This is a genomic window from Idiomarina sp. PL1-037 (assembly GCF_034422975.1).
GTDB lineage: Bacteria > Pseudomonadota > Gammaproteobacteria > Enterobacterales > Alteromonadaceae > Idiomarina.
The window spans coordinates 1043350-1063777 of the sequence record NZ_CP139873.1 but is presented as its reverse complement, the minus strand read 5'-3'; the positions used below and the strand labels follow the sequence as shown (position 1 = coordinate 1063777).

The 20428-nt window shown below is 47.7% G+C and carries 17 protein-coding genes; 4 read left to right on the top strand and 13 right to left on the bottom strand.

All coding sequences use genetic code 11. From position 1 onward, the window contains the following. Window positions 1–3: 3 nt before the first annotated feature. Window positions 4–864 (top strand): bifunctional methylenetetrahydrofolate dehydrogenase/methenyltetrahydrofolate cyclohydrolase FolD, encoded by an 861-nt coding sequence (gene folD, locus U0358_RS04830; protein ID WP_317496531.1) that lies wholly within the window; start codon window positions 4–6, stop codon window positions 862–864. Window positions 865–867: 3 nt separating this feature from the next. On the opposite strand, the gene U0358_RS04825 is transcribed toward folD, so the two are convergent. Then, window positions 868–1602 (bottom strand): TadE family protein, encoded by a 735-nt coding sequence (locus tag U0358_RS04825; protein ID WP_317496530.1) that lies wholly within the window; start codon window positions 1600–1602, stop codon window positions 868–870. 111 nt (window positions 1603–1713) lie between these two features. After that, entirely contained in the window at window positions 1714–4332 is a 2619-nt protein-coding gene (gene topA / locus U0358_RS04820) for a type I DNA topoisomerase (RefSeq protein WP_322407252.1), read from the bottom strand. A gap of 296 nt (window positions 4333–4628) precedes the next feature. Between topA and astB the strand changes: the two genes are divergently transcribed. Next, window positions 4629–5972 (top strand): N-succinylarginine dihydrolase, encoded by a 1344-nt coding sequence (gene astB, locus U0358_RS04815; protein WP_322407464.1) that lies wholly within the window; start codon window positions 4629–4631, stop codon window positions 5970–5972. A gap of 34 nt (window positions 5973–6006) precedes the next feature. On the opposite strand, the gene purF is transcribed toward astB, so the two are convergent. The 10 genes from purF to fabB form a co-directional block, all read right to left on the bottom strand. After that, the gene (gene purF / locus U0358_RS04810; RefSeq protein ID WP_322407251.1) at window positions 6007–7524 is read right to left on the bottom strand and encodes an amidophosphoribosyltransferase; all 1518 of its coding nucleotides are present in this window, start codon (window positions 7522–7524) and stop codon (window positions 6007–6009) included. Window positions 7525–7555: 31 nt separating this feature from the next. Next, window positions 7556–8032, bottom strand: a complete 477-nt coding sequence (locus U0358_RS04805; protein WP_322407250.1) for a CvpA family protein — start codon at window positions 8030–8032, stop codon at window positions 7556–7558. A gap of 89 nt (window positions 8033–8121) precedes the next feature. Then, window positions 8122–8667 carry an SPOR domain-containing protein gene (locus U0358_RS04800; RefSeq protein WP_322407249.1) on the bottom strand — a complete coding sequence of 182 codons (546 nt, stop codon included), beginning with the start codon at window positions 8665–8667 and terminating at the stop codon, window positions 8122–8124. Window positions 8668–8670: 3 nt separating this feature from the next. Beyond that, window positions 8671–9963: a bifunctional tetrahydrofolate synthase/dihydrofolate synthase gene (folC, locus tag U0358_RS04795; protein ID WP_322407248.1), complete on the bottom strand. Its 1293-nt coding sequence runs from the start codon at window positions 9961–9963 to the stop codon at window positions 8671–8673. Next, the gene (accD, locus tag U0358_RS04790) at window positions 9963–10841 is read right to left on the bottom strand and encodes an acetyl-CoA carboxylase, carboxyltransferase subunit beta (protein WP_317496524.1); all 879 of its coding nucleotides are present in this window, start codon (window positions 10839–10841) and stop codon (window positions 9963–9965) included. Before accD ends, folC begins: the two co-directional genes overlap by 1 nt. A 91-nt stretch (window positions 10842–10932) precedes the next feature. After that, entirely contained in the window at window positions 10933–11718 is a 786-nt protein-coding gene (gene truA, locus U0358_RS04785; protein WP_317496523.1) for a tRNA pseudouridine(38-40) synthase TruA, read from the bottom strand. 11 nt (window positions 11719–11729) lie between these two features. After that, window positions 11730–14099: a FimV/HubP family polar landmark protein gene (locus tag U0358_RS04780; protein ID WP_322407246.1), complete on the bottom strand. Its 2370-nt coding sequence runs from the start codon at window positions 14097–14099 to the stop codon at window positions 11730–11732. A gap of 79 nt (window positions 14100–14178) precedes the next feature. Further along, window positions 14179–15195 (bottom strand): aspartate-semialdehyde dehydrogenase, encoded by a 1017-nt coding sequence (locus U0358_RS04775; RefSeq protein ID WP_322407245.1) that lies wholly within the window; start codon window positions 15193–15195, stop codon window positions 14179–14181. A gap of 9 nt (window positions 15196–15204) precedes the next feature. Continuing rightward, window positions 15205–16350 (bottom strand): 4-phosphoerythronate dehydrogenase, encoded by a 1146-nt coding sequence (locus tag U0358_RS04770; RefSeq protein ID WP_322407244.1) that lies wholly within the window; start codon window positions 16348–16350, stop codon window positions 15205–15207. A gap of 21 nt (window positions 16351–16371) precedes the next feature. Then, window positions 16372–17586: a beta-ketoacyl-ACP synthase I gene (gene fabB, locus U0358_RS04765; RefSeq protein ID WP_317496519.1), complete on the bottom strand. Its 1215-nt coding sequence runs from the start codon at window positions 17584–17586 to the stop codon at window positions 16372–16374. 133 nt (window positions 17587–17719) lie between these two features. Here fabB and mnmC point away from each other — a divergent pair, with 133 nt between their 5' ends. Then, window positions 17720–19540: a bifunctional tRNA (5-methylaminomethyl-2-thiouridine)(34)-methyltransferase MnmC2/FAD-dependent 5-carboxymethylaminomethyl-2-thiouridine(34) oxidoreductase MnmC1 gene (mnmC, locus tag U0358_RS04760; protein ID WP_322407242.1), complete on the top strand. Its 1821-nt coding sequence runs from the start codon at window positions 17720–17722 to the stop codon at window positions 19538–19540. Here mnmC and U0358_RS04755 read toward each other — a convergent pair. Beyond that, a complete protein-coding gene (locus U0358_RS04755; protein ID WP_322407241.1) occupies window positions 19505–19801 on the bottom strand; it encodes a YfcL family protein in 297 nt (98 codons plus the stop codon). The genes mnmC and U0358_RS04755 overlap by 36 nt on opposite strands. A 105-nt stretch (window positions 19802–19906) precedes the next feature. Here U0358_RS04755 and fldB point away from each other — a divergent pair, with 105 nt between their 5' ends. Next, window positions 19907–20428 (top strand): flavodoxin FldB, encoded by a 522-nt coding sequence (gene fldB, locus U0358_RS04750; RefSeq protein ID WP_322407463.1) that lies wholly within the window; start codon window positions 19907–19909, stop codon window positions 20426–20428.

Below are 20428 nucleotides of genomic sequence, written 5' to 3'. Positions count from 1 at the left end.
ATTATGCCAGCTCAAATTATCGATGGTAAAACCATCGCTGCCACTGTTCGCCAATCGGTTAAACAGCAAGTAAAAGAACGCCTTGATTCCGGTTTACGGGCGCCCGGGTTAGCTGTTGTCCTGGTCGGAAGCGACGCCGCTTCAGAAGTTTACGTGGGCAACAAGCGCCGTGCCTGCGAAGACGTTGGTTTCCGCTCGTTTGATTACGACTTGCCAATAACCACTACGCAACAAGAACTTGAAAAGCTCATTGAAGAACTGAACGATGACGACGCCGTAGATGGTATTTTAGTTCAGCTTCCGTTGCCCGCTGGCCTTGACGCCACACCGATTTTAGAACGAATTCGGCCGGATAAAGATGTCGATGGTTTTCATCCTTTCAATATCGGACGCTTGTCACAACGTATTCCTGCTTTGCGCCCCTGTACCCCCAAGGGCATTATGACACTGTTAGAGCACACGCAAATCGACTTACATGGATTAAACGCCGTAGTTGTCGGGGCATCGAATATTGTCGGTCGCCCAATGAGCCTGGAATTATTATTAGCCGGAGCAACAACAACGGTATGTCATCGCTTTACCAAAGACTTATCTGACCATGTAAAGCGTGCTGACATCGTCGTCGTTGCAGTAGGCAAAGCAGAGTTCATTCCCGGCGAGTGGATTAAACCGGGCGCAATTGTCATAGATGTAGGAATGAATCGTTTACCGGACGGCCGGTTAACCGGTGACGTTGAATTCTCTGTCGCTGCCGAGAGAGCTGGCTGGATCACTCCTGTTCCCGGTGGCGTTGGCCCCATGACAGTGGCTTCATTAATTGAGAACACATTACAGGCCTGTGTCGATTATCACGACGTTCGTTAAATTTTATTGCTGTCGGTAGCCGCTTAACATGGCATGTTGAGCGGTATTCGATAACCCCCACAACGGTTTATCGAATAAAGTGCTGCGGCCGGCACAGTAAGTCGCAGCTTTTGAATCTGAGAGTAAACTCTGTGTTGCCGCCAGAAAATCAGCAGCAATTGGAATTGCCAGTGGCAAGCACCAATAAGTTTCAATGACCAAAACGCGTGCCTGATGCCATTCCTCGGAGGCATTATCGCCAGCCCGCGCATGATAATGATCGACCGAAATTTCCAATACATCTTTTTGCAATTCGTGATCCCAACGCCAGTCGGAAAACTGGCGAAAATCATCAGTACTGGGCGAGAGAACCTTTAATTGTCCAAACCGCGAGAAATGCAGTCGCTGTTTAGCTATAGCCTCAGCTGCGGCGGTTATTTTGTTATCAATGTCCAGTTGTGGTTTTAAACCGGCCATTCCTGCCGCCAGCGTGTTCACCATGGCATTATTATTACCATGGTTAAGACTTCCCGCTCTCACAGCATACTGATTCGCTACCGTGAGTGTTTGCTGCGCCCACCAAATAAAAAGAGCCTGAACAAAAGTAAAAACGCAGGCGACGATAACAGGCCAGACGACCAGCAGTTCAACACTCGCCTGCCCGGATTGTTTTTTCAGTATTTTAGCGGGGTTCAGAAAAGAAAAACCCGCTGCCGGAAAAGCAGCGGGAAGTGTTATGCTCAAGCGAGACAATAACATTAGGACCTCCGTGTCCGGTGTGCCGTGTCCTTCAATAGACACGGCACTATGTTAGTCCAGCTTTTATCTTTTAACTATTGGCAAATTGAGTGTTTGCTCGTAAGCCTTTAGCTACTTTTCTTCTACCTGCCACTTACCGTTACGGTAGAACGCCTTCCAACCCGTTTGTTTCTTCTTAATTTCAGTTACAACGTACTGTTCTTTGTTCTTTCTTGAAAAACGAACAATAGCATCATTACCGTCATTATCTTCCTTAGGCGCTTCTGCCAGGTACTTGAATTTTTCCGGTAAACGATCTTTAAACTGAGCCAGTTCTTTTACCGTTACCGCCCGAGTTTCTCTCGATTTAGGGAAGGTATTGGCCGAAAGAAAAATACCGGAAGCCCCGTCTCTTAGCACAAAGTAAGCATCCGACTCTTCACAAGGTAACTCAGGTAACGGCACCGGATCTTCTTTCGGTGGCGCAGCTTCTCCGCTTCGCAGTAATTTCCGGGTATTTTTACATTCACTGTTAGTGCAGCCAAAGTACTTACCAAAGCGTCCCGTTTTTAACTGCATTTCAGAGCCACACTTATCGCATTCAATGGTGGGTCCATCATACCCCTTAATGCGGAAAGTCCCCTCTTCAACCAGTTGACCGTCACAGGTTGGGTTGTTACCACAAACGTGTAACTTACGCTTTTCGTCAATAAGGTAACTGTCCATTGCGGTGCCACATTTAGGGCAACGCTTTTTGGCTCGAAGCGCTTCAGTTTCACGCTCTTCTTCGTCAGTCACCTCTATCGCTTCTTCGCCCGGTGTCAGGTTAAGCGTTTTAGTACAACGTTCTTTGGGCGGCAGGTTATAGCCAGAACAACCAAGGAATACACCCGTGGAAGCTGTTCTTATTCCCATTTTTCGACCGCACTCAGGGCAGTCGATATCGGTAAGAACCATGCTGTTCTCACGCATGCCTCCCTCGGTCGGTTCCAGTTCAGCTTTTTCCAGGCGCTCTTTAAAGTCAGCATAAAACTTATCCAGAGTCTCTTTCCAGTCCCGCTTTCCGGCGGCAATATCATCCAGAGCCTGTTCCATTTCCGCCGTAAAGTTATAATTCATTAGCTCAGTGAAGTTTTCAATCAAGCGGTCATTGACAATTTCACCCATTTTTTCAGCAAAGAACCGACGGCTCTCAACCCGAACATAACCGCGATCCTGAATGGTAGAAATAATGGAAGCATAAGTTGATGGACGACCAATGCCTCGTTTCTCTAGTTCTTTTACCAGAGAAGCTTCACCATAACGCGCCGGTGGCTTAGTAAAATGTTGTTCCGGGTTCAGCTTCTCCAGCTCTAATGCATCGCCTTTTTTTACATCGGGCAAGGTCGCATCACCATCTTTTTTACTACTGGCCGGGGGCATTACCTTAGTCCAACCCGCAAACCGCATAACGCGCCCGCGAGCTTTCAATTCAAAATCGCCGGCGGTTGCCGTCAAAGTGGTACTGTCATAACGAGCCGGTACCATTTGGCAGGCCACAAATTGACGCCAGATAAGCTCATACAAACGTTGCGCATCTCGCTCAACAGACGCCAGTGACTCAGACTTAACCTTTACGTCTGACGGGCGTATCGCCTCGTGCGCTTCCTGCGCATTACTTTTTGCACCATAGCGAACAGGAGCATCCGGTAAATAATTTTTTCCGAAATCCTTGGTAATTAATTCACGACAGGCATCAACAGCTTCAGAACTTAAATTGGTTGAATCAGTACGCATGTACGTAATATGACCTGCTTCATACAAACGCTGAGCCATCATCATGGTTTTCTTGACGCCAAAGCCTAATCGGGTACTGGCAGCTTGCTGCAGAGTCGAGGTAATAAAAGGCGCGCTGGGTTTGCTGGACGTTGGTTTATCTTCACGCCCGGTAATTTCATAATTGGCTTTTTTCAGTAGCGCTAAGGCCTCGTCCGTTTCCTGTTTATTGGACGGACGGAAGTTCTTACCTGCCTGCTTCATCACCTGCATGCGCAGAGACTCGTCCGCAGGCGTATTTAAGTCCGCATGGACGTCCCAGTACTCTTCCGGTACAAAGGCTTTAATTTCACGCTCACGTTCAACCACAAGCCTTACAGCAACAGATTGGACACGCCCTGCTGACAACCCTCGGGCGATTTTTTTCCACAGTAAGGGAGACACCATAAAACCAACGACGCGATCCAGGAAACGTCGGGTCTGCTGCGCATTAACCCGGTCAGTGTTCAGCTCTGCCGGATGTTCAAAGGCCTCCTGAATGGCTTTTTTCGTTATTTCATTAAACACCACGCGTTTATAACGCGAGTCGTCACCACCAATAAGTTCCCGCAAGTGCCAGGCTATCGCCTCCCCCTCGCGGTCCAAATCCGTTGCCAGAATAATTTCATCTGACTTTTTGGCTAACTGTTTTAGCTCTTTAACGACTTTCTCTTTTCCCTGCAAAACCTCGTAATGTGCTTCCCAGTCATTTTCCGGGTCAACCCCCATACGAGCAATCAGTCGCTTATAATCACGTTCTTTCTGGTATTTTGCCTTAGCGTCCGGCGCCATTTTGCGTACTTCCGCAGCCGGCTTACTCTTTATAGTCTCAGTGGCACGGGTAGGCAGATCACGGACATGACCAACACTGGACTTAACGACAAAGTCCTTACCTAAATACTTATTAATCGTTTTGGCTTTTGCCGGAGACTCGACAATGACGAGCGATTTTGCCATAGAATAATCGTTCTCTTGTTGTAGATGACCGTGTATATACGTGCTAACAGTAACAATTACAAGTGCAATTGCTCTTTAGCGGCCTTTTTTAGGTATATCGGTTATCGCTCGCAGAAACAACCGCAACTCGGTTATTTGATAAAAATTCGCACAAGTTAAATAAACAGTCATAATTAAACTAGCAGGCCAAAGTCCAGAAAAATAAAGGCTTTCAAGGCAGTTTTAAAACAGTATAATGGCAATTAAGTTTCTATTTTTAGGTGCACGACACGTGCAGGGAGTATCGAAAAGTGAGCATGCAACACTTCGAAGTCAACTATGACGGTTTGGTTGGCCCAACTCATAATTACGCTGGGCTGTCGTTCGGCAACGTTGCCTCTTTAGCTAATGCAAAAGCAACTTCCAGCCCTAAACATGCTGCCCTGCAAGGCCTGAAAAAAATGAAAGCCTTGCACGATATGGGAATGAAACAAGGCGTGTTAGCCCCACAGGAACGCCCGGATATTTTTGCTTTACGTCGTCTGGGCTTCCACGGTACTGATTCCGAAGTGTTGTACCGTGCAGCAACCGAAGCCCCCGCTATATTTCAGGCCGTTTGCTCCGCTTCCAGTATGTGGACAGCCAATGCCGCGACGGTGTCGCCAAGTGCAGACACCGCTAACGGGAAAGTGCATTTTACCCCGGCGAATCTGACCAATAAGTTTCACCGTTCGTTAGAACCACAAACCAGTGGCCGTATTCTGCAGGCAATGTTCAATAATGGTCGTTATTTTGAGCATCACACTCACTTGCCGGACAATGAACACTTTGGTGACGAAGGTGCCGCGAACCACACTCGCCTTTGCCGTGAATATGGTCATGCCGGAATTGAACTCTTTGTTTTTGGCCGTTACGCTTTCGATAGCTCTAAACCTGCACCTAAGCGCTTTCCGGCAAGACAGACTCTGGAAGCTTCCCAGGCAATTGCCCGGTTGCATGGTTTAAGTGAAGACAACACCGTTTACATTCAGCAGAACCCCGATGTCATTGATCAGGGCGTGTTTCATAACGATGTCATTGCAGTCGGTAATCAAAATGTACTTTTTTATCACGAGCAGGCCTTTGCAGATACCGAGTCGAAATTAGCAGAAATTCAACGCAAATTCGGCGAACATCCGCTACATTTCATTAAAGTTGCTACAGAGCAAGTAAGTATTCAGGACGCAGTAAATACCTATTTATTCAATACTCAGTTAATCACACCACCCGATGGTCAAATGACCATTGTCGCGCCTAAGGAGTGTCAGGAAAACGATAATGTCCGTTCCTATCTCGAACAATTAACACAAAGCGCTGACAGCCCGATTAAGCGGGTTGAATACTTTGATGTGAAACAAAGTATGCGTAACGGCGGCGGTCCAGCCTGTTTGCGTTTACGTGTTGCTTTAAACGATGAAGAAATAGCTGGTGCAAACCAGAATTGCCTAATGTCTGACGGGCTATTTAATCGTTTGAATCAGTGGGTAGAGAAGCATTACCGTGACGAGTTAGCGGTCGATGATTTACGTGACCCTGCGCTATTGGAAGAATCGCGTACGGCGCTAGATGAGTTAACACAAATTATGAAGCTGGGTTCAGTGTACCCATTCCAGCAAGACTGAGCGCCAAGCGCTCAGTCTTTTATTTCAGAATAAATTAATCGTTGTCGTTGTGAAGTTCCAGGTTGGCGTCTTCTGAGCCGTCACGGTCGGACCTCGCAACGTCGTTACGTGCCGCATGCAAACGATCCAGGTATTCCTGACTCACATCACCCGTTACGTATTCACCACTGAATACCGAGGTATCAAAACGTTTAATAGAACGATTTTCAGCTCCTACTGCTTCAATTAAATCGTCAAGATCCTGATAAATGAGACCATCAGCTTTAATTATGTCACGAATTTCCTCTGCTTCACGTCCGTGACCAATCAGCTCGTTAGCGCTTGGCATATCAATCCCGTAAACGTTCGGGAAGCGAATTTCCGGAGCCGCTGATGCAAAATAGACTTTTTTTGCACCGGCTTCTCGAGCCATTTCAATTATCTGCTCTGATGTTGTCCCACGTACAATTGAATCATCAACCAGCAGAACATTTTTACCACGGAATTCCGCGCTAATAGCATTTAATTTTCGGCGTACTGATTTACGTCGCTGAGTCTGTCCCGGCATAATAAAGGTACGACCAATATAGCGGTTTTTCACAAAGCCCTGGCGATAAGGTAAGTCCAGCACGCTGGCTATCTCTAAAGCAATATCACAGCTGGTTTCAGGGATTGGAATAACCACATCAATATCGAGATCGTCGTAATCACGCTTTATCTTCTCGCCCAGCTTACGGCCCATATTTACCCGAGAGGCATAGACCGAAATGCCATCAATAAACGAGTCAGGACGCGCAAAATACACGTATTCAAAAATACACGGACAATGTATTGGCTTATCAGCGCACTGACGAGAATACAGCTTGCCGTCGTTAGTAATATAAATAGCTTCACCAGGCTCGACATCGCGCATATATTTAAAACCGGTGCCGTCAATGGCAACGCTTTCAGAGGCAACAATGTACTCTTCGCCGTCTTCGGTATCACGTTTACCCAGAGCTAAAGGACGAATGCCCCACGGGTCACGGAATGCAACCATGCCATGACCCAGAATCATGGCTACCACAGCGTAAGAACCACGAACCTGACGGTGAACCGCGGTCATGGTGCGAAAAACGTCTTCTTCGCTCAGCGTTAAACTCTCGTTTTTATCCAGCTCATTGGCAAAAATGTTCAGCAAAATTTCCGAGTCGGAGGTGGTATTAATATGACGACGAGCCGTTTGAAACAAATGTTCCTGAACGTCAGCAGCATTCGTCAAATTACCGTTGTGCGCCATCGCAATACCAAAAGGCGAATTAACATAGAATGGTTGCGCCTCCGCTGAACTCGAACTACCTGCAGTAGGATAACGCACATGACCAATACCAACGTTGCCCGACAACCGGTGCATGTGACGCGTATGGAACACATCCCTTACCAGTCCGTTGGCTTTTCTTAAACGCAAAGTACAGTGTTCATCAACTGTCATAATACCAGCGGCGTCCTGGCCACGATGTTGAAGCATGGTTAACCCATCGTAAAGCGCTTGGTTAACAGGTTGCTTACCAACAATACCAACAATACCACACATGTCTTTTCACCTTTTTATACAGGTTGAGGGACTAAAAACTGGAGCTGTTTTCCAGATAACTGAAAAACCACTGAATAAATATACCGAAATGGGGAATTAACACGGACCCCTTCCACCAGTCACTGGAAGATAACGTGGTAAAGGAGTCGATAAAGAATAATAACGCACTGACAATCAGCACTCCGCGTAAGGCGCCAAACACCAGACCAAGAACCCGATCAGTTCCTGATAAGCCGGTGTGATGAACTAATTGAGAAAGAATATAATTGATAATAGCGCCCAGAATAAGTGTCGCTACGAACAATGCAGCAATAGCGGCTGCGTTCCTCACCAAAGGGTCACCAATTTGGGTAAAGTATACCGCGAGATCTTCGTAGAACTGACTAGCGATAAAAAAAGCTGCTATCCAGATGGCCAGAGACACGGCTTCTTTAACGAAGCCTCTTACCAGACTGATAAGCGTAGAAAGGCCAATAACAATGATAACGGCGTAGTCAATCCAGAGCATAATGACTCACAATTGCTGAGCTAAAGACGCGGGCGATTTTAACAGAATGCGATTCATAATGTGATTTCTTTTCGCATATATTGCAAAACTTATGGCCGGTAGGTAATGACCTTACCTTCTAGACCGGTTAATTCTTTTAATGGCGTTAATTGCTTTTCAAGCTCTGCTTTAGACGTATCAGGACCAACCAATACCCGAATCAAAGAGCTGCCTGAGGATTTTTGTGAGTATGCGGCAAAACCCTTTGCCTGTAACTGAGAAATTAGCCGCTTAACGCTGTCTTCCTGACTAAAAGCACCTAACTGAATCACCCAGGCTTTACCGTCGACCGCGAATTCGACTGGCTCACGTGAGGGAGCCTGTACGTTGTTGTCGTCCTGAACCGAAGCGGCCTCGTCAGCTGTCTTCTCAACATTTGATGACGCTTCTTCAACCGTAACCGGCTCTGCTACTGTTCTATCTGAGAGAGTTTCAGGTTTCTGTAGCTGCTCCTCTACTGCGGGCTTTAACGGAATGGTTTCCATTGGTTCCACAGACCCTTTCTTTTCGCCATCAAGCACATCAGGAATAATGATCACGGCTAACGCCACCAATATTAACGTGCCAACGAGACGATTTTGCAGAGGACTGGACAAAGCTCAAGCTCCTTTTAGATACGCGTTAATTCTCGCTACAGTGTAAAACGAGCCGAAGCCGAAAACCAGAGCCTTACCATGATTCATTTGCCATTGCTGCGCTGCTGTTACAGCGGCAGCAAATGCCTGTTCCACAGATTTAAACAAATAACAGGATTCTGTAGGTAGTTTAGCACTGATCACCAAGTTATCCGCTGTTTCACCACGCGGCTCCGACAGCGAGCCAAGATACCAGCCAGAAGTCTGAGAACTCAATGCGTTAGCAACACCGGCATGGTCTTTATCACTTAACATACCAACTACAGCAAAAACCTTATGCCCGGGATAAAACTTACGTAAATAACGACTGGCATAAACTGCCGCCTGCGGGTTATGCGCAACATCCAGCAAGACTTCAATATCATCAACGTTATGAGATTGCATTCGCCCGGGCAGACTTGCCTGAGTGATACCTTCACGAATAGCCGATAAGCTGACGGGTAACGGCAATTGTTCGATAGCCGCAATGGCTGTTGATGCATTGATCAGAGGCAGTTTGGGTAACGGTAAGTCATTCAATTGGGTGTTCTGACTGCGATAACTCCAGCTTCCTTTATATTCGGTACGATGAAAGTCACGCCCGACTTGATAAAGCTTAGCTCCTATACGCTCCGCGCTTTCTGCAATACTGGCCGTTGGATTTGCTTCACCGCAAATTAATGGTTTACCCGCTCTGGCAATACCGGCTTTTTCATACCCTATGTGCTCACGATTATTTCCGAGAAAAGCAATGTGATCGATGCCGATGCTGGTGACCACCGCCACGTCTGCGTCAACACAGTTAACTGCGTCTAATCGCCCACCGAGACCCACCTCAAGAATAGCGACATCCGGAGACTGGCGACCCATCAACCAAAGCGCGGCTAAAGTACCGAACTCAAAATAAGTTAATGACGTATTGTTACGAGCCTGCTCAATAGCATGAAAGGCATTAACGTGTTCGGAGTCCGGCAATTCTTGCGCATTAACCCGAACTCGTTCGCGGTACTCAGTAATATGCGGTGAGGTATAAACGCCAGTCGTGTAGCCTGCCGCCTGCAAAATCGTTTCCAGATAACAAACTGTTGAGCCTTTACCATTGGTTCCGCTAACCGTGATGACTAAAGGTGCGGGCTTTAATACGCCAGCATTAGCGGCCACTTTGGCTGCACGCGCCAGACCCATATCGATATTTTTCGAGTGAAGATTTTCCAGATAGGACAGCCACTCCTGCAGTGGGGCTGTCACCGCAGGAGCTGATAAAGATATTTCGGCCATTACTCGTTTACGCTTACTTCCGTAGCCTCGGTAGAGGGTAAGTTTTGCATTTTTGCTAGCAAACGGGCAACGGTGTCGCGCATATCACGACGGTCGGTAATCATATCGATGGCCCCATGTTCCAGCAAGAACTCAGCACGTTGAAAGCCTTCCGGTAAAGTCTGACGAACCGTTTGTTCAATAACTCGTGGCCCGGCAAAACCGATGAGTGCTTTAGGTTCAGCAATATGAATATCGCCCAACATTGCCAGACTCGCAGAAACACCACCCATGGTCGGGTCGGTTAGTATCGAGATGAACGGCAGACCTTCTTCGCTCATACGGGCTAAAGCCGCAGAGGTCTTAGCCATTTGCATTAACGACATCAGCGCTTCCTGCATACGAGCACCGCCGGAGGCAGAGAAACAGACCAGCGGAATACGATGCTTAAGGCAAACTTCGGCAGCCAGTACAAACTTAGCCCCTACGACCGATGCCATGGAGCCGCCCATAAAGTTAAAGTCAAAGGCAACCGCGACTAAAGGAACACCTTTTACGGTACCCTTCTCGGCAATTAAGGCGTCGTTCTCGCCCGTGCTTTTTTGTGCGGCTGCAATACGGTCTTTATATTTTTTTGAATCTTTAAAGCGCAGCACATCTTTTGGCTCTAAATCTGTGCCTATTTCTTCGCGATTATCTTTATCCAGAAAAATGTCTAACCGACTACGCCCGGTAACCCGCATGTGGTGATCGCACTTAGGGCAAACATTAAGGCTGCGCTCTAAGTCAGCCTTATAAATAATATTGTCACAGGCCGTGCACTTACTCCACACGCCCTCTGGAACACCACGTCGTTTGTTAATTTTTGGCTTCGCAAGAATTCTTTCTATCCAGCTCATACTATTCCGCCCAAAGGCTGTTATTAGTCAATTTGATGTAGCTTACATGGTACCACAAATGGGTCAAGCAAAGAGGTCATAACAGTGACTCTTAATCGCCTAGCCATAAAGGCCCCAGTGGAGCATCGGGTATATTATAGTGTTCCGGGTAAGTTACTGCCACCAGATAAAGCCCACCCGGTTTCGCTGTAGCTGCGGCCTTGGTGCGGTCTTTTTGTCTTAGCAGTTCACCAATCCACTCCGGTGGCTGCAAATGCTGACCAACGACAATCAAACTACCGACGATATTGCGCACCATATGGTGTAAAAACGCATTCGCCGAAATATCCACGATAATATAGTCACCGCGGCGTTCAACCGTTAAGCCGGAAACCTTACGAAACGGCGTATGCGACTGGCAGTGAGATGCCCGGAAAGCAGTGAAGTCGTGTTCACCGATGAGCGCCTGAGCAGCTTCTTGCATAACCTCAGCATCAAGCGGTTGATGATAATGACTGACTCCAGCCGAATGGATACCCGGACGGAATCTGGTATTGGCAATAATATAACGGTAACGTCGTGAGGTAGCGCTAAAACGAGCACTGAATTCGCTGTCAACCTCGCGCGCCCAGCGCACAGCAATGCCAGCGGGCAAATTACTGTTTACTCCTAACGTCCAGGCAACATCAGCTCTTGGTACCGGGACATCAAAATGCACTATCTGTGCGGTAGCGTGAACGCCGGCATCCGTTCTGCCTGCGCAGGTCACCGCAACAGGAGCATTGGCTATTTTACTCAAAGCCTCTTCAACACACTGTTGAACACTGGCTACTTCACGTTGTCGTTGCCATCCATAATAACGACTGCCGTCGTATTCAAGGCATAAGGCCATTCGCATACTACTTTATCCTACGAATCTAATTTTTGTTGCAGCGTCTTAGCTTCATTTGCCAGCGCTTCATCATCACCTTCTGCTAATTGCTGAAGAATCTCCCGCGCTTCGTCCTCTTCGCCCATTTCAATATAGGCTCTGGCCAAGTCGAGCTGACCCGCCGGATCATCATCTTGTGGAGCACCTTCTGCGTCTCCTGATTTATCATCCGGTAAAACGTCTTTTACTGCCGAGGACTGATAGCGGTCACTGTCTTCATCTTCCTCATCGGCGTCCGCCATTAAGGAGTCAATATCCACAAATTCATCATCGTCGGTAGCGCTCTCGGTTTCATCTTTTTCCGCAACCGGCTCATCTTTATCGGCAGTGTTATCCGCGTTATCGGTACCGCCAAAGAGTGACTCTAAGTCTTTGTCTGCTTCGTCTTCGGCCTGATCAAGTTCCGCATCGTCGTCGGGAACTTCTTCTTCAAGGTCATCCAGTTCGTCTAGCGACTGCGTCAGCTCATCCGACTCTTGCAGCAACTGTTCAAGATTATCCTCTTCGGAGTTTTCTTCTGCAGACTGATTTTCTTCCTTCGGCGTTAGCTCGTTTTCTTCCGGTTCGGGAGTCTCTTCTGGTTTAGCCTCATCAGCTTCTTGTTCACCTTCTGCTTCGGAGCTGTCTGTTTCTATGCTTTTAACTTCATCGCTTTCCGACTCGTCGTCCTGGCTTTCCGAAAGACCTAATTCAGCGAGAACATCATCAACTTCGCTGTCGTCAAAATCATCCGGCAGCAAATCATCATTTTCTTCATCAGACTCGCCTTCACCTTCGTCCGGAGTTTCATCAGCCGCAGGCTCATCATTGCTGTCAGCTTCTTCAGGGGCTTCTGAAGGCGCATTATCGGACAAAATGTCATCTATATCATCGGCGTCCGCTACCGCAGACTCGTCTTCCGTTGCTTGGTCTTTTTGCTCATTATATTCTGAGTCAGGCTCATCAGCTTCTGCACTTGATGACTCCGGAGACTCTTCTTCATCATCTACGGAAAGGTCTATGGCCTGTTCATCATCATCGTCGGCTTCGCCAAACAAACGGTCCAGTTCATCCTGAGACAATTCACCAGATTCTTCGTCTTCTTCATCCGGCAGTACAGCCTCATCATCATCATCTAAATCGTCTTCTACAGCAGGATTATCCTCTACATCAGGTTCAGGTTCAGCTTCGGCTGCCGGTTTCGGCTTTTCCTTTTTGGCATCAGCTTTACTGTCGTCTTTTTCATCATCAAGACGAACGCTCAAATCAGCGGCTTCCGGTTCACCCGAATTGCCGGTTAACTCGGCTTCTAATGCACTTAAGTCGTCACCTTCATCGTCAGAGCTTTCTTCACCGTCAATATCGAATAAGCCATCCGTACTGTCGTTAGGCGCATCACCCAACAATTCTTTATCAAGTTCCGCGGCAGCTTCTTCTTCAGTAAGCTCTTTGCTGGTCTTCTCTTCCGCCTCTTCATCTTCCTCTGACGGTCTTGTTGAACGGCGTAAAAAGAAGAAAACAATAAGACCGATAATGAGCAGTGCCGGTAATACCGATACAAGCAACATATTCAGAGGACTTTGCAACCAGTCAGAAAAACCGGACTCCTCCTCTATTTCTTCCCGGGCTTGCTGTTCAAGCAGTTCTCGCTGTTGAGCTAATACCTGTTGAAACTGAACTTCCAGCTCATCGGTTTTGCTTACATTGTTGGTGAGCTCATCTAAGCGCGACGCTAGTGCGTCGATGCGCTCCTGTAAAGACTTATTCTCCTCATACATGCGTTCAACCGCCTGCATGGACTGCTGCATATCAGAGCGCAGTTCCTGAAAATTCTGTTCCTGTCGCTGTTCAACTTCCTGAATCGTTTGTTCAGCTTTCTCCCGAGCCTGTTCAAGTAATTCCTGCTGTTCCGCACGAGTTTCTTGAGTGTCCTGCCGAGCTTGCGAAAGTTGTTGAGACTTAGTTTTTAACTGACCATCAACCACGACTTGCCGGCGCGCGGCTTCGGGGTTAACCATTTTAATTTCTTGTAAAGAGGGAATGCGCAGATAAAAACCGTCGAGCATTCGGTTCATATTGCCATCGACGAAGGCCTCGTCGTTCGCCTGTACAATAGCCACCATAGTTTGATACTGAGTCACACTTGAGTGGGGCTTATAGCGTTGCGCAATATCCCACAGCGTGTCGTTGCTGTTGATAGGCCCATAGCGCTCCTGACCAATACGGACATCGGTTGCTTCTGAACCCTTCTCGCCTTTTATAACGACACCATCCTGCCAACCTGCGGCAGCGACAGTGACGCTGCCGGACAACAACATGGTTGCCAGCGAGAAATATCTCAGTACCTGCACTATCTTGGTTTTTCTCATCCTTCAGTCTCTGCCCGCGCTTTGCTCTTATCTTTAACGGCGTTCGTTAAAAAAACTTTATGACATACAGCGGCTTAAATTACCAGTAATCACGAATTAAAGTTTCCGCAATTTGTATGCTGTTGGTCGCCGCACCTTTGCGTATGTTGTCCGATACAACCCACAGGTTAAGTCCGTTAGGATGGCTGATATCTTCCCGTACCCGTCCGACAAAGACATCGTCATTGCCAGCGGCATCCCCCACTTGAGTTGGAAATTCCTCGCGCTGCTCCATTAAGGTAACACCAGGGGCTTCACTTAACAGCTGCTTTGCATGCTCAGCTGTAATTGGCTGACGCGTTTCAATATGAATAGCTTCTGCGTGCCCGAAAAACACAGGAACCCTGACCGCCGTAGGATTCACCCGAATACTGGGGTCATTAAATATCTTTTGAGTTTCCCACACCATTTTCATTTCTTCTTTGGTGTAGTCGTTCTCCTGGAAAACGTCTATTTGAGGAATACAGTTGAAAGCAATTTGTCGACTAAAGTTCGCGACCGTCGGCTGCTTTCCATTTAATAGTTCTGCAGTTTGCTTCGCCAGCTCTTCCATCGCATCTTTACCAGCGCCGGATACCGACTGATAGGTACTGACATTAATGCGTTCAATACCAACCGCATCATGAATAGGCTTAAGTGCCACCATCATTTGAATAGTGGAGCAATTCGGATTGGCAATAATATTACGGTTCCTGAAATCAGCTAAAGCCCAGGCATTCACCTCCGGCACCACCAAAGGAATATCCGGTTCATAGCGATATTCAGAAGTATTATCAATAACAACACAGCCGGCTTCAGCAGCTTTTGGAGCAAACTCCCGTGAAATTGAGCCACCAGCGGAAAAGAATGCGATATCAGCATTAGACCAGTCGAACTCACCAGCATCTAACACTTCTATTTCCTCGCCATTAAAGTCGATTGTTGCGCCAGCAGAGCGAGTACTTGCTAATGGAAAAAGTTCTGCCACTGGGAATTTTCGCTCAGCTAAGATTTCTATCATTTGCTTACCTACTAAACCTGTTGCACCTAATACGGCAACGCGAAACCCATGTGACATGCTGACTCCTTACTTAGACAATAGTCGGGCATCGAAGCCCAACTGTAAAAACTGTATATATTGCTCTCTATTATGGCATGTAACGACCTGATTAATGAACTCTCTGCGGGGGCTTTCTTTGCGATAGTTGCGCCGCAAACTGTCAAAACCGTCGGTAGTGAGGGCCCGTTGCCGAAAAAGCTCATCGTCCCGGAACAAGTCGAAGTGTTCTTTTGCCCACAAGTTAAGGTTTTCCGGTAAGTCCAACTCACTAGCGTTACGAGGATTCCAGACGACCGCGGGCAACACATCAGGTAAAGTCTTACTGAATGGCCTGCCAAAGTGTTCCAGCAGTGCATTTGAAATCATTACCGCCCCGCCAACTTTACCTTCCAGACTGTGGCCGGCAATGTGCGGAGTTGCGATATCAACGTAAGGCACCAGACCTGACAATACTTTGGGTTCATTTTCCCAGACATCCAACACCAGCGATGGTCGTTCACCCTGTTCTGCTCGCTCCAGTAAAGCCTGATTGTCGATAACCGCACCCCGGCTGGCGTTAATTAATAACTGCTGCGAATGCAGAGACTGCAATGCCGTATTTTCAAACAAATGCCGGGTCGGAAAATCGCCGTTTTGCGTCAGGGGAACATGACAGGAGATAATATCGGCCGTCAGTACTCGCTGCCAATGGTCATGCACAAACTTAATGCCTTTTTTACACAAGGGAGGATCATAATAATGAACATTGAGTCCCAGAGCCTCCAGTCTTTTTCCTGCCGCTTTTCCCGTATGCCCGGCACCGACAATAGCAACATCGATTTCGTCAGCTACATATTGGGGTTTGTCACTTAACCAATTGAGCACCGCGCACAATACATACTCACCAACCGATTGCGCATTTGCCCCCGGCGCGTGGGCAAACCCAATCCTCCGCTCTTTTAAAGCCTGAATATCTATATGCTCAGTGCCAATGGTTGCGGACGCAACAAATTTAAGTTTAGGAGCTCGTTCTAAGAGTGCTCTATCAACTTGAGTCACAGAACGCACGAGTAAAGCGTCAGCTTCTGCTAACAGTTTCTGCGGGGGGATTCGTTCAGAAAAGTAGGAAAGAGTTCCCGCATCCGACAATAAGTCGGAAAGTGCGGGAATATTCTGATCGGCAACGATTTTCATCGAAATAACCGATCTTGTCGATTATTCAGAGTATTGGCGCATCACTAACGACGCGTTTGTACCACCGAAGCCAAAGCTATTAGACATAACCGTTCGCAGCGGTGCTTCAGTTGTCTGTCTAATGATGTTCATGCCGTCGGCTTTTTCATCCAGCTCTTCAATATTGATTGAGGGTGTTACAAACCCATTCTTAAGCATAAGCAGCGAGTAAATAGCTTCGTGCACACCAGCTGCGCCCAGAGCATGGCCTGTCATTGCTTTTGTCGCACTAATCATTGGCGTTTTCTCTGGGAAAACCTCACGAATGGCTTCTAACTCTTTAACGTCACCAACTGGTGTACTGGTACCATGCGTATTCAAATAATCGACTGGCGTATCTACCGTTTCCATTGCCATTTTCATGCAGCGGACGGCACCTTCACCCGATGGGGCAACCATATCGTAGCCATCTGACGTCGCACCGTAACCAACAATTTCACCGTAAATTTTGGCGCCACGAGCTTTTGCTGCTTCCAGTTCTTCAATAACCAGAATACCGCCGCCACCAGCAGGTACAAAACCATCACGCCCCTGATCGTAAGTACGTGACGCTTTTTCAGGCGTATCATTGTACTTAGTACTTAATGCACCCATGGCATCAAATTCCATGCCCAGCGTCCAATGCAGCTCTTCACCACCGCCGGCAAAAACGCGATCTTGTTTACCGAACTGAATTAATTCCAGCGCATGGCCGATACAATGCGCAGAGGTTGCACAAGCAGAGCTTATTGAATAATTAACGCCTTTAATTTTAAAAGGCGTTGCCAGGCAAGCCGAAGTGGTTGAAGCCATGCAACGAGGTACCATGTATGGACCTACTTTTTTCACGCCACGCTCACGCAAAATATCAGCCGCAGCAACCTGATGCTCACCAGAAGCACCACCGGAACCAACAACTAACCCCGTACGCGGGTGAGAGACTTGCTCTTCGGTTAAGCCTGAATCCTCGATAGCCTGAGCCATTGCGATGTAAGCATAAGCTGCCGAATCACCCATAAAGCGCAACGCTTTGCGATCAATATGGTCTTTAGGATTTAAATCAACAGCTCCCCAAACCTGGCAGCGAAGTCCCATTTCCGCAAAAGACTCTGAACGGGTAATACCCGACTTGCCGGTGCGTAATGACTCCAGCACTTCTTCTTGATTGTTCCCGATACTCGATACAATACCCAGTCCGGTGATAACAGCTCTTCTCATTCTTTAATCCTGTCTGACATTTCTACGTCGATATCTTACCAACGTCGTGTGTGAATGTGGTCTGCTTTGTCCACTGTTGTTCGTAAAGTTGTTATTATAGCGTTCATCAACCAATAAATCATGGGATAGCCGCTTGAATTCTAATTCATCTGTTCAGTTTAACGAGCAAGGCGTGCCCGTTTCCACTACTTTCGATGATATTTATTTTTCTGTCGAAAGCGGTGTTGACGAAAGTCAGTACGTATTTCTGGCGCAAAACGGATTACCGGAACGCTGGCTATCGCTACCAGCTCATTACAGCTTTACCATAGCCGAAACCGGGTTTGGTACAGGGTTAAACTTTCTGCTGACCTGGAAACGTTTTTTAGAGCAGGCACCTGCCAACACACGTCTTCATTTTGTCAGTTTCGAAAAGTTCCCTTTATCGCGTCAGCAACTTAAACAAGCATACCAATTGCTCGAACCCATAGAGGAATTCAGTCAGTCGTTTCTAGAGCACTACCCGGCAACGGATCCCGGCTGTCATCGCATTATACTATCACAGGGCAGGGTCATTCTGGATCTGTGGATAGGCGACCTTAATGAGCTGATACCAGAATGGCTTCCACAAGCACAGCAACAAATTGACACCTGGTTTCTCGACGGTTTTGCTCCAGCAAAGAACCCGGAAATGTGGCAGCCAGCACTTTTTGATGCCATGAAGCAAACCGCACACAGCGGGACAACCTTTGCTACCTTTACCGCTGCCGGCAGTGTCAAAAGAGCACTACAGCAAAGCGGATTCGAGGTTCAAAAAGTAGCGGGCTTTGGCCGCAAACGAGAAATGCTTTGTGGTCACTATCATAGCGCCGAAGTTTGTCAAAAATATTACGACAGGCGTGATGTTACCATTATTGGCGGCGGCATCAGTGCAGCGTGTTCTGCCCTTGCACTGAAACAAAGAGGCGTGAACGTCAGAGTTATTAGTACCGGTACTGCTGACGGTGCATCCGGAAACCCTCAGGGAGCAGTTTATCCTCTGTTACACGCCGAGCATACGCCGCTCAGTCGTTTTTACTGGCAGGCGTTCTCCACAGCCACCAGCTTCTACCGTAACTTTTGTGCAGACCACTGGTTTCCTGTCGGCGTTATGCAACCGGCCTTTAACGATGACAGAGCTAAGCGTTACCAGCGTATAGCCGATAACCTTTACGCGACAGACACGGTACGCTATTTACCTCAGCCGGAGGCAGAACAAGAAGCCGGGGTTCCACTGGCAGTTCCAGCGCTGCACTACCCTAAAGCCGGATGGTTACGGCCGGCGGCTGTGGTCAAAAGCCTTTTGGAAGTCGCAAAAATTGAACTTGTTGAAGGCGAAGCTACGGCTCTGGAGAAAACTGAAAATGGCAGTTGGCAGATATCACTAAAGGACGAAAGTGCGCTGATCGCTGAGCGGGTTCTCATTGCCGCGGGTCATCACATCAATTCGTTATTGCCGGAAAGCGTCAAACCGTTGCCAATACAATCGGTTCGCGGACAAGTCAGTCTGGTGCAAACAACACCGTTATTGTCTTCGCTGAAAACGGTTTTATGCTTTAAAGGCTATTTAGTTCCGGAAGATGGCAAGCATCACTGTGTTGGCGCAACCTTTAATCGCGGTAGAGAGGATTTAGAGCCAACCACTAAGGATGATGAAGAAAACCTGAAACAACTGGCTGAAAATGCGAAACAACCATGGGCTGAGTCTCTGCACTTAACATCCCAAAGGGTCTCGGTACGGGCGACCAGCCCCGATCACCAGCCTGTTACCGGAGCGGTTGCCGAAGATTTATATGTTATTACAGCGCTGGGGTCACGAGGCTTCACTTCTGCCCCTATTCTGGCAGAAGTGCTAGCCTGTCAGTTAACCGGAGAGTTAGTGCCGTTAACTCAGGATGCTTTACGCCGTATCTCCGCCAGTCGCTTTGAGAGCTAATTTGTCCAGTACATTGTTAATGTGAGCCTGGTCGGCCGGAGACAACTCATGCCGCGTTTTGTGAACTGCCTCACGCAAAGCCGGCATGATCTTCTCCGGCTGAGTCTCACCAGCCATTTCCAGTTGCGCAACGACTAAGTCGAAATGCCCGCGCAAATACCCGCAGGCAAATAACTCATCATCTGTCCCGGAAACCACCGCATCATCGAATACGGTTTCAAGTTGTTCCACTAATTGATCAAAGTCCGTACGAGTTCCCATCTGCAGTTTCCCGTTGAAAAACAAAGGCACTCATTCTAACGGTCTTTTTGTTACAATGCATCCGCATCACAGACTCAACCTATGACAGAGGTAGTTATTATGTCCCTGGAAATTGGCTTGTTTTACGGCTCTACCACTTGCTATACCGAAATTGCTGCAGAAAAAATTCAGCAAGCCATCGGCGAGGACATCGTCCAGCTGTTTGATATAAAAAATACCCCGCTAAAAGAAGCTGAGCAATTTGATATTCTTATTTTCGGCATTTCCACCTGGGACTTTGGCGAACTTCAGGAAGACTGGGAAAGCCATTGGGACGACATAAATGATGTGAACCTGAACGGTAAAATTGTTGCGCTTTTTGGCATGGGCGATCAGGAAGGTTATACCGATTGGTTCCAGGACGCTCTGGGCATGCTGCACGATGCCATAGCCAACCACGGCTGCAAGCGCATTGGTTTTTGGCCAAATCAGGGGTACGAATTTGCTGCTTCCAAAGCGTTAACCGCAGATAACACTCAGTTCGTCGGTTTATCACTAGATGAAGACTCCCAATATGAGCTATCAGATGAACGTATCGAACAATGGACGACGCAAGTTTTAGAAGAAACTGCCGAACAATTAGGATAA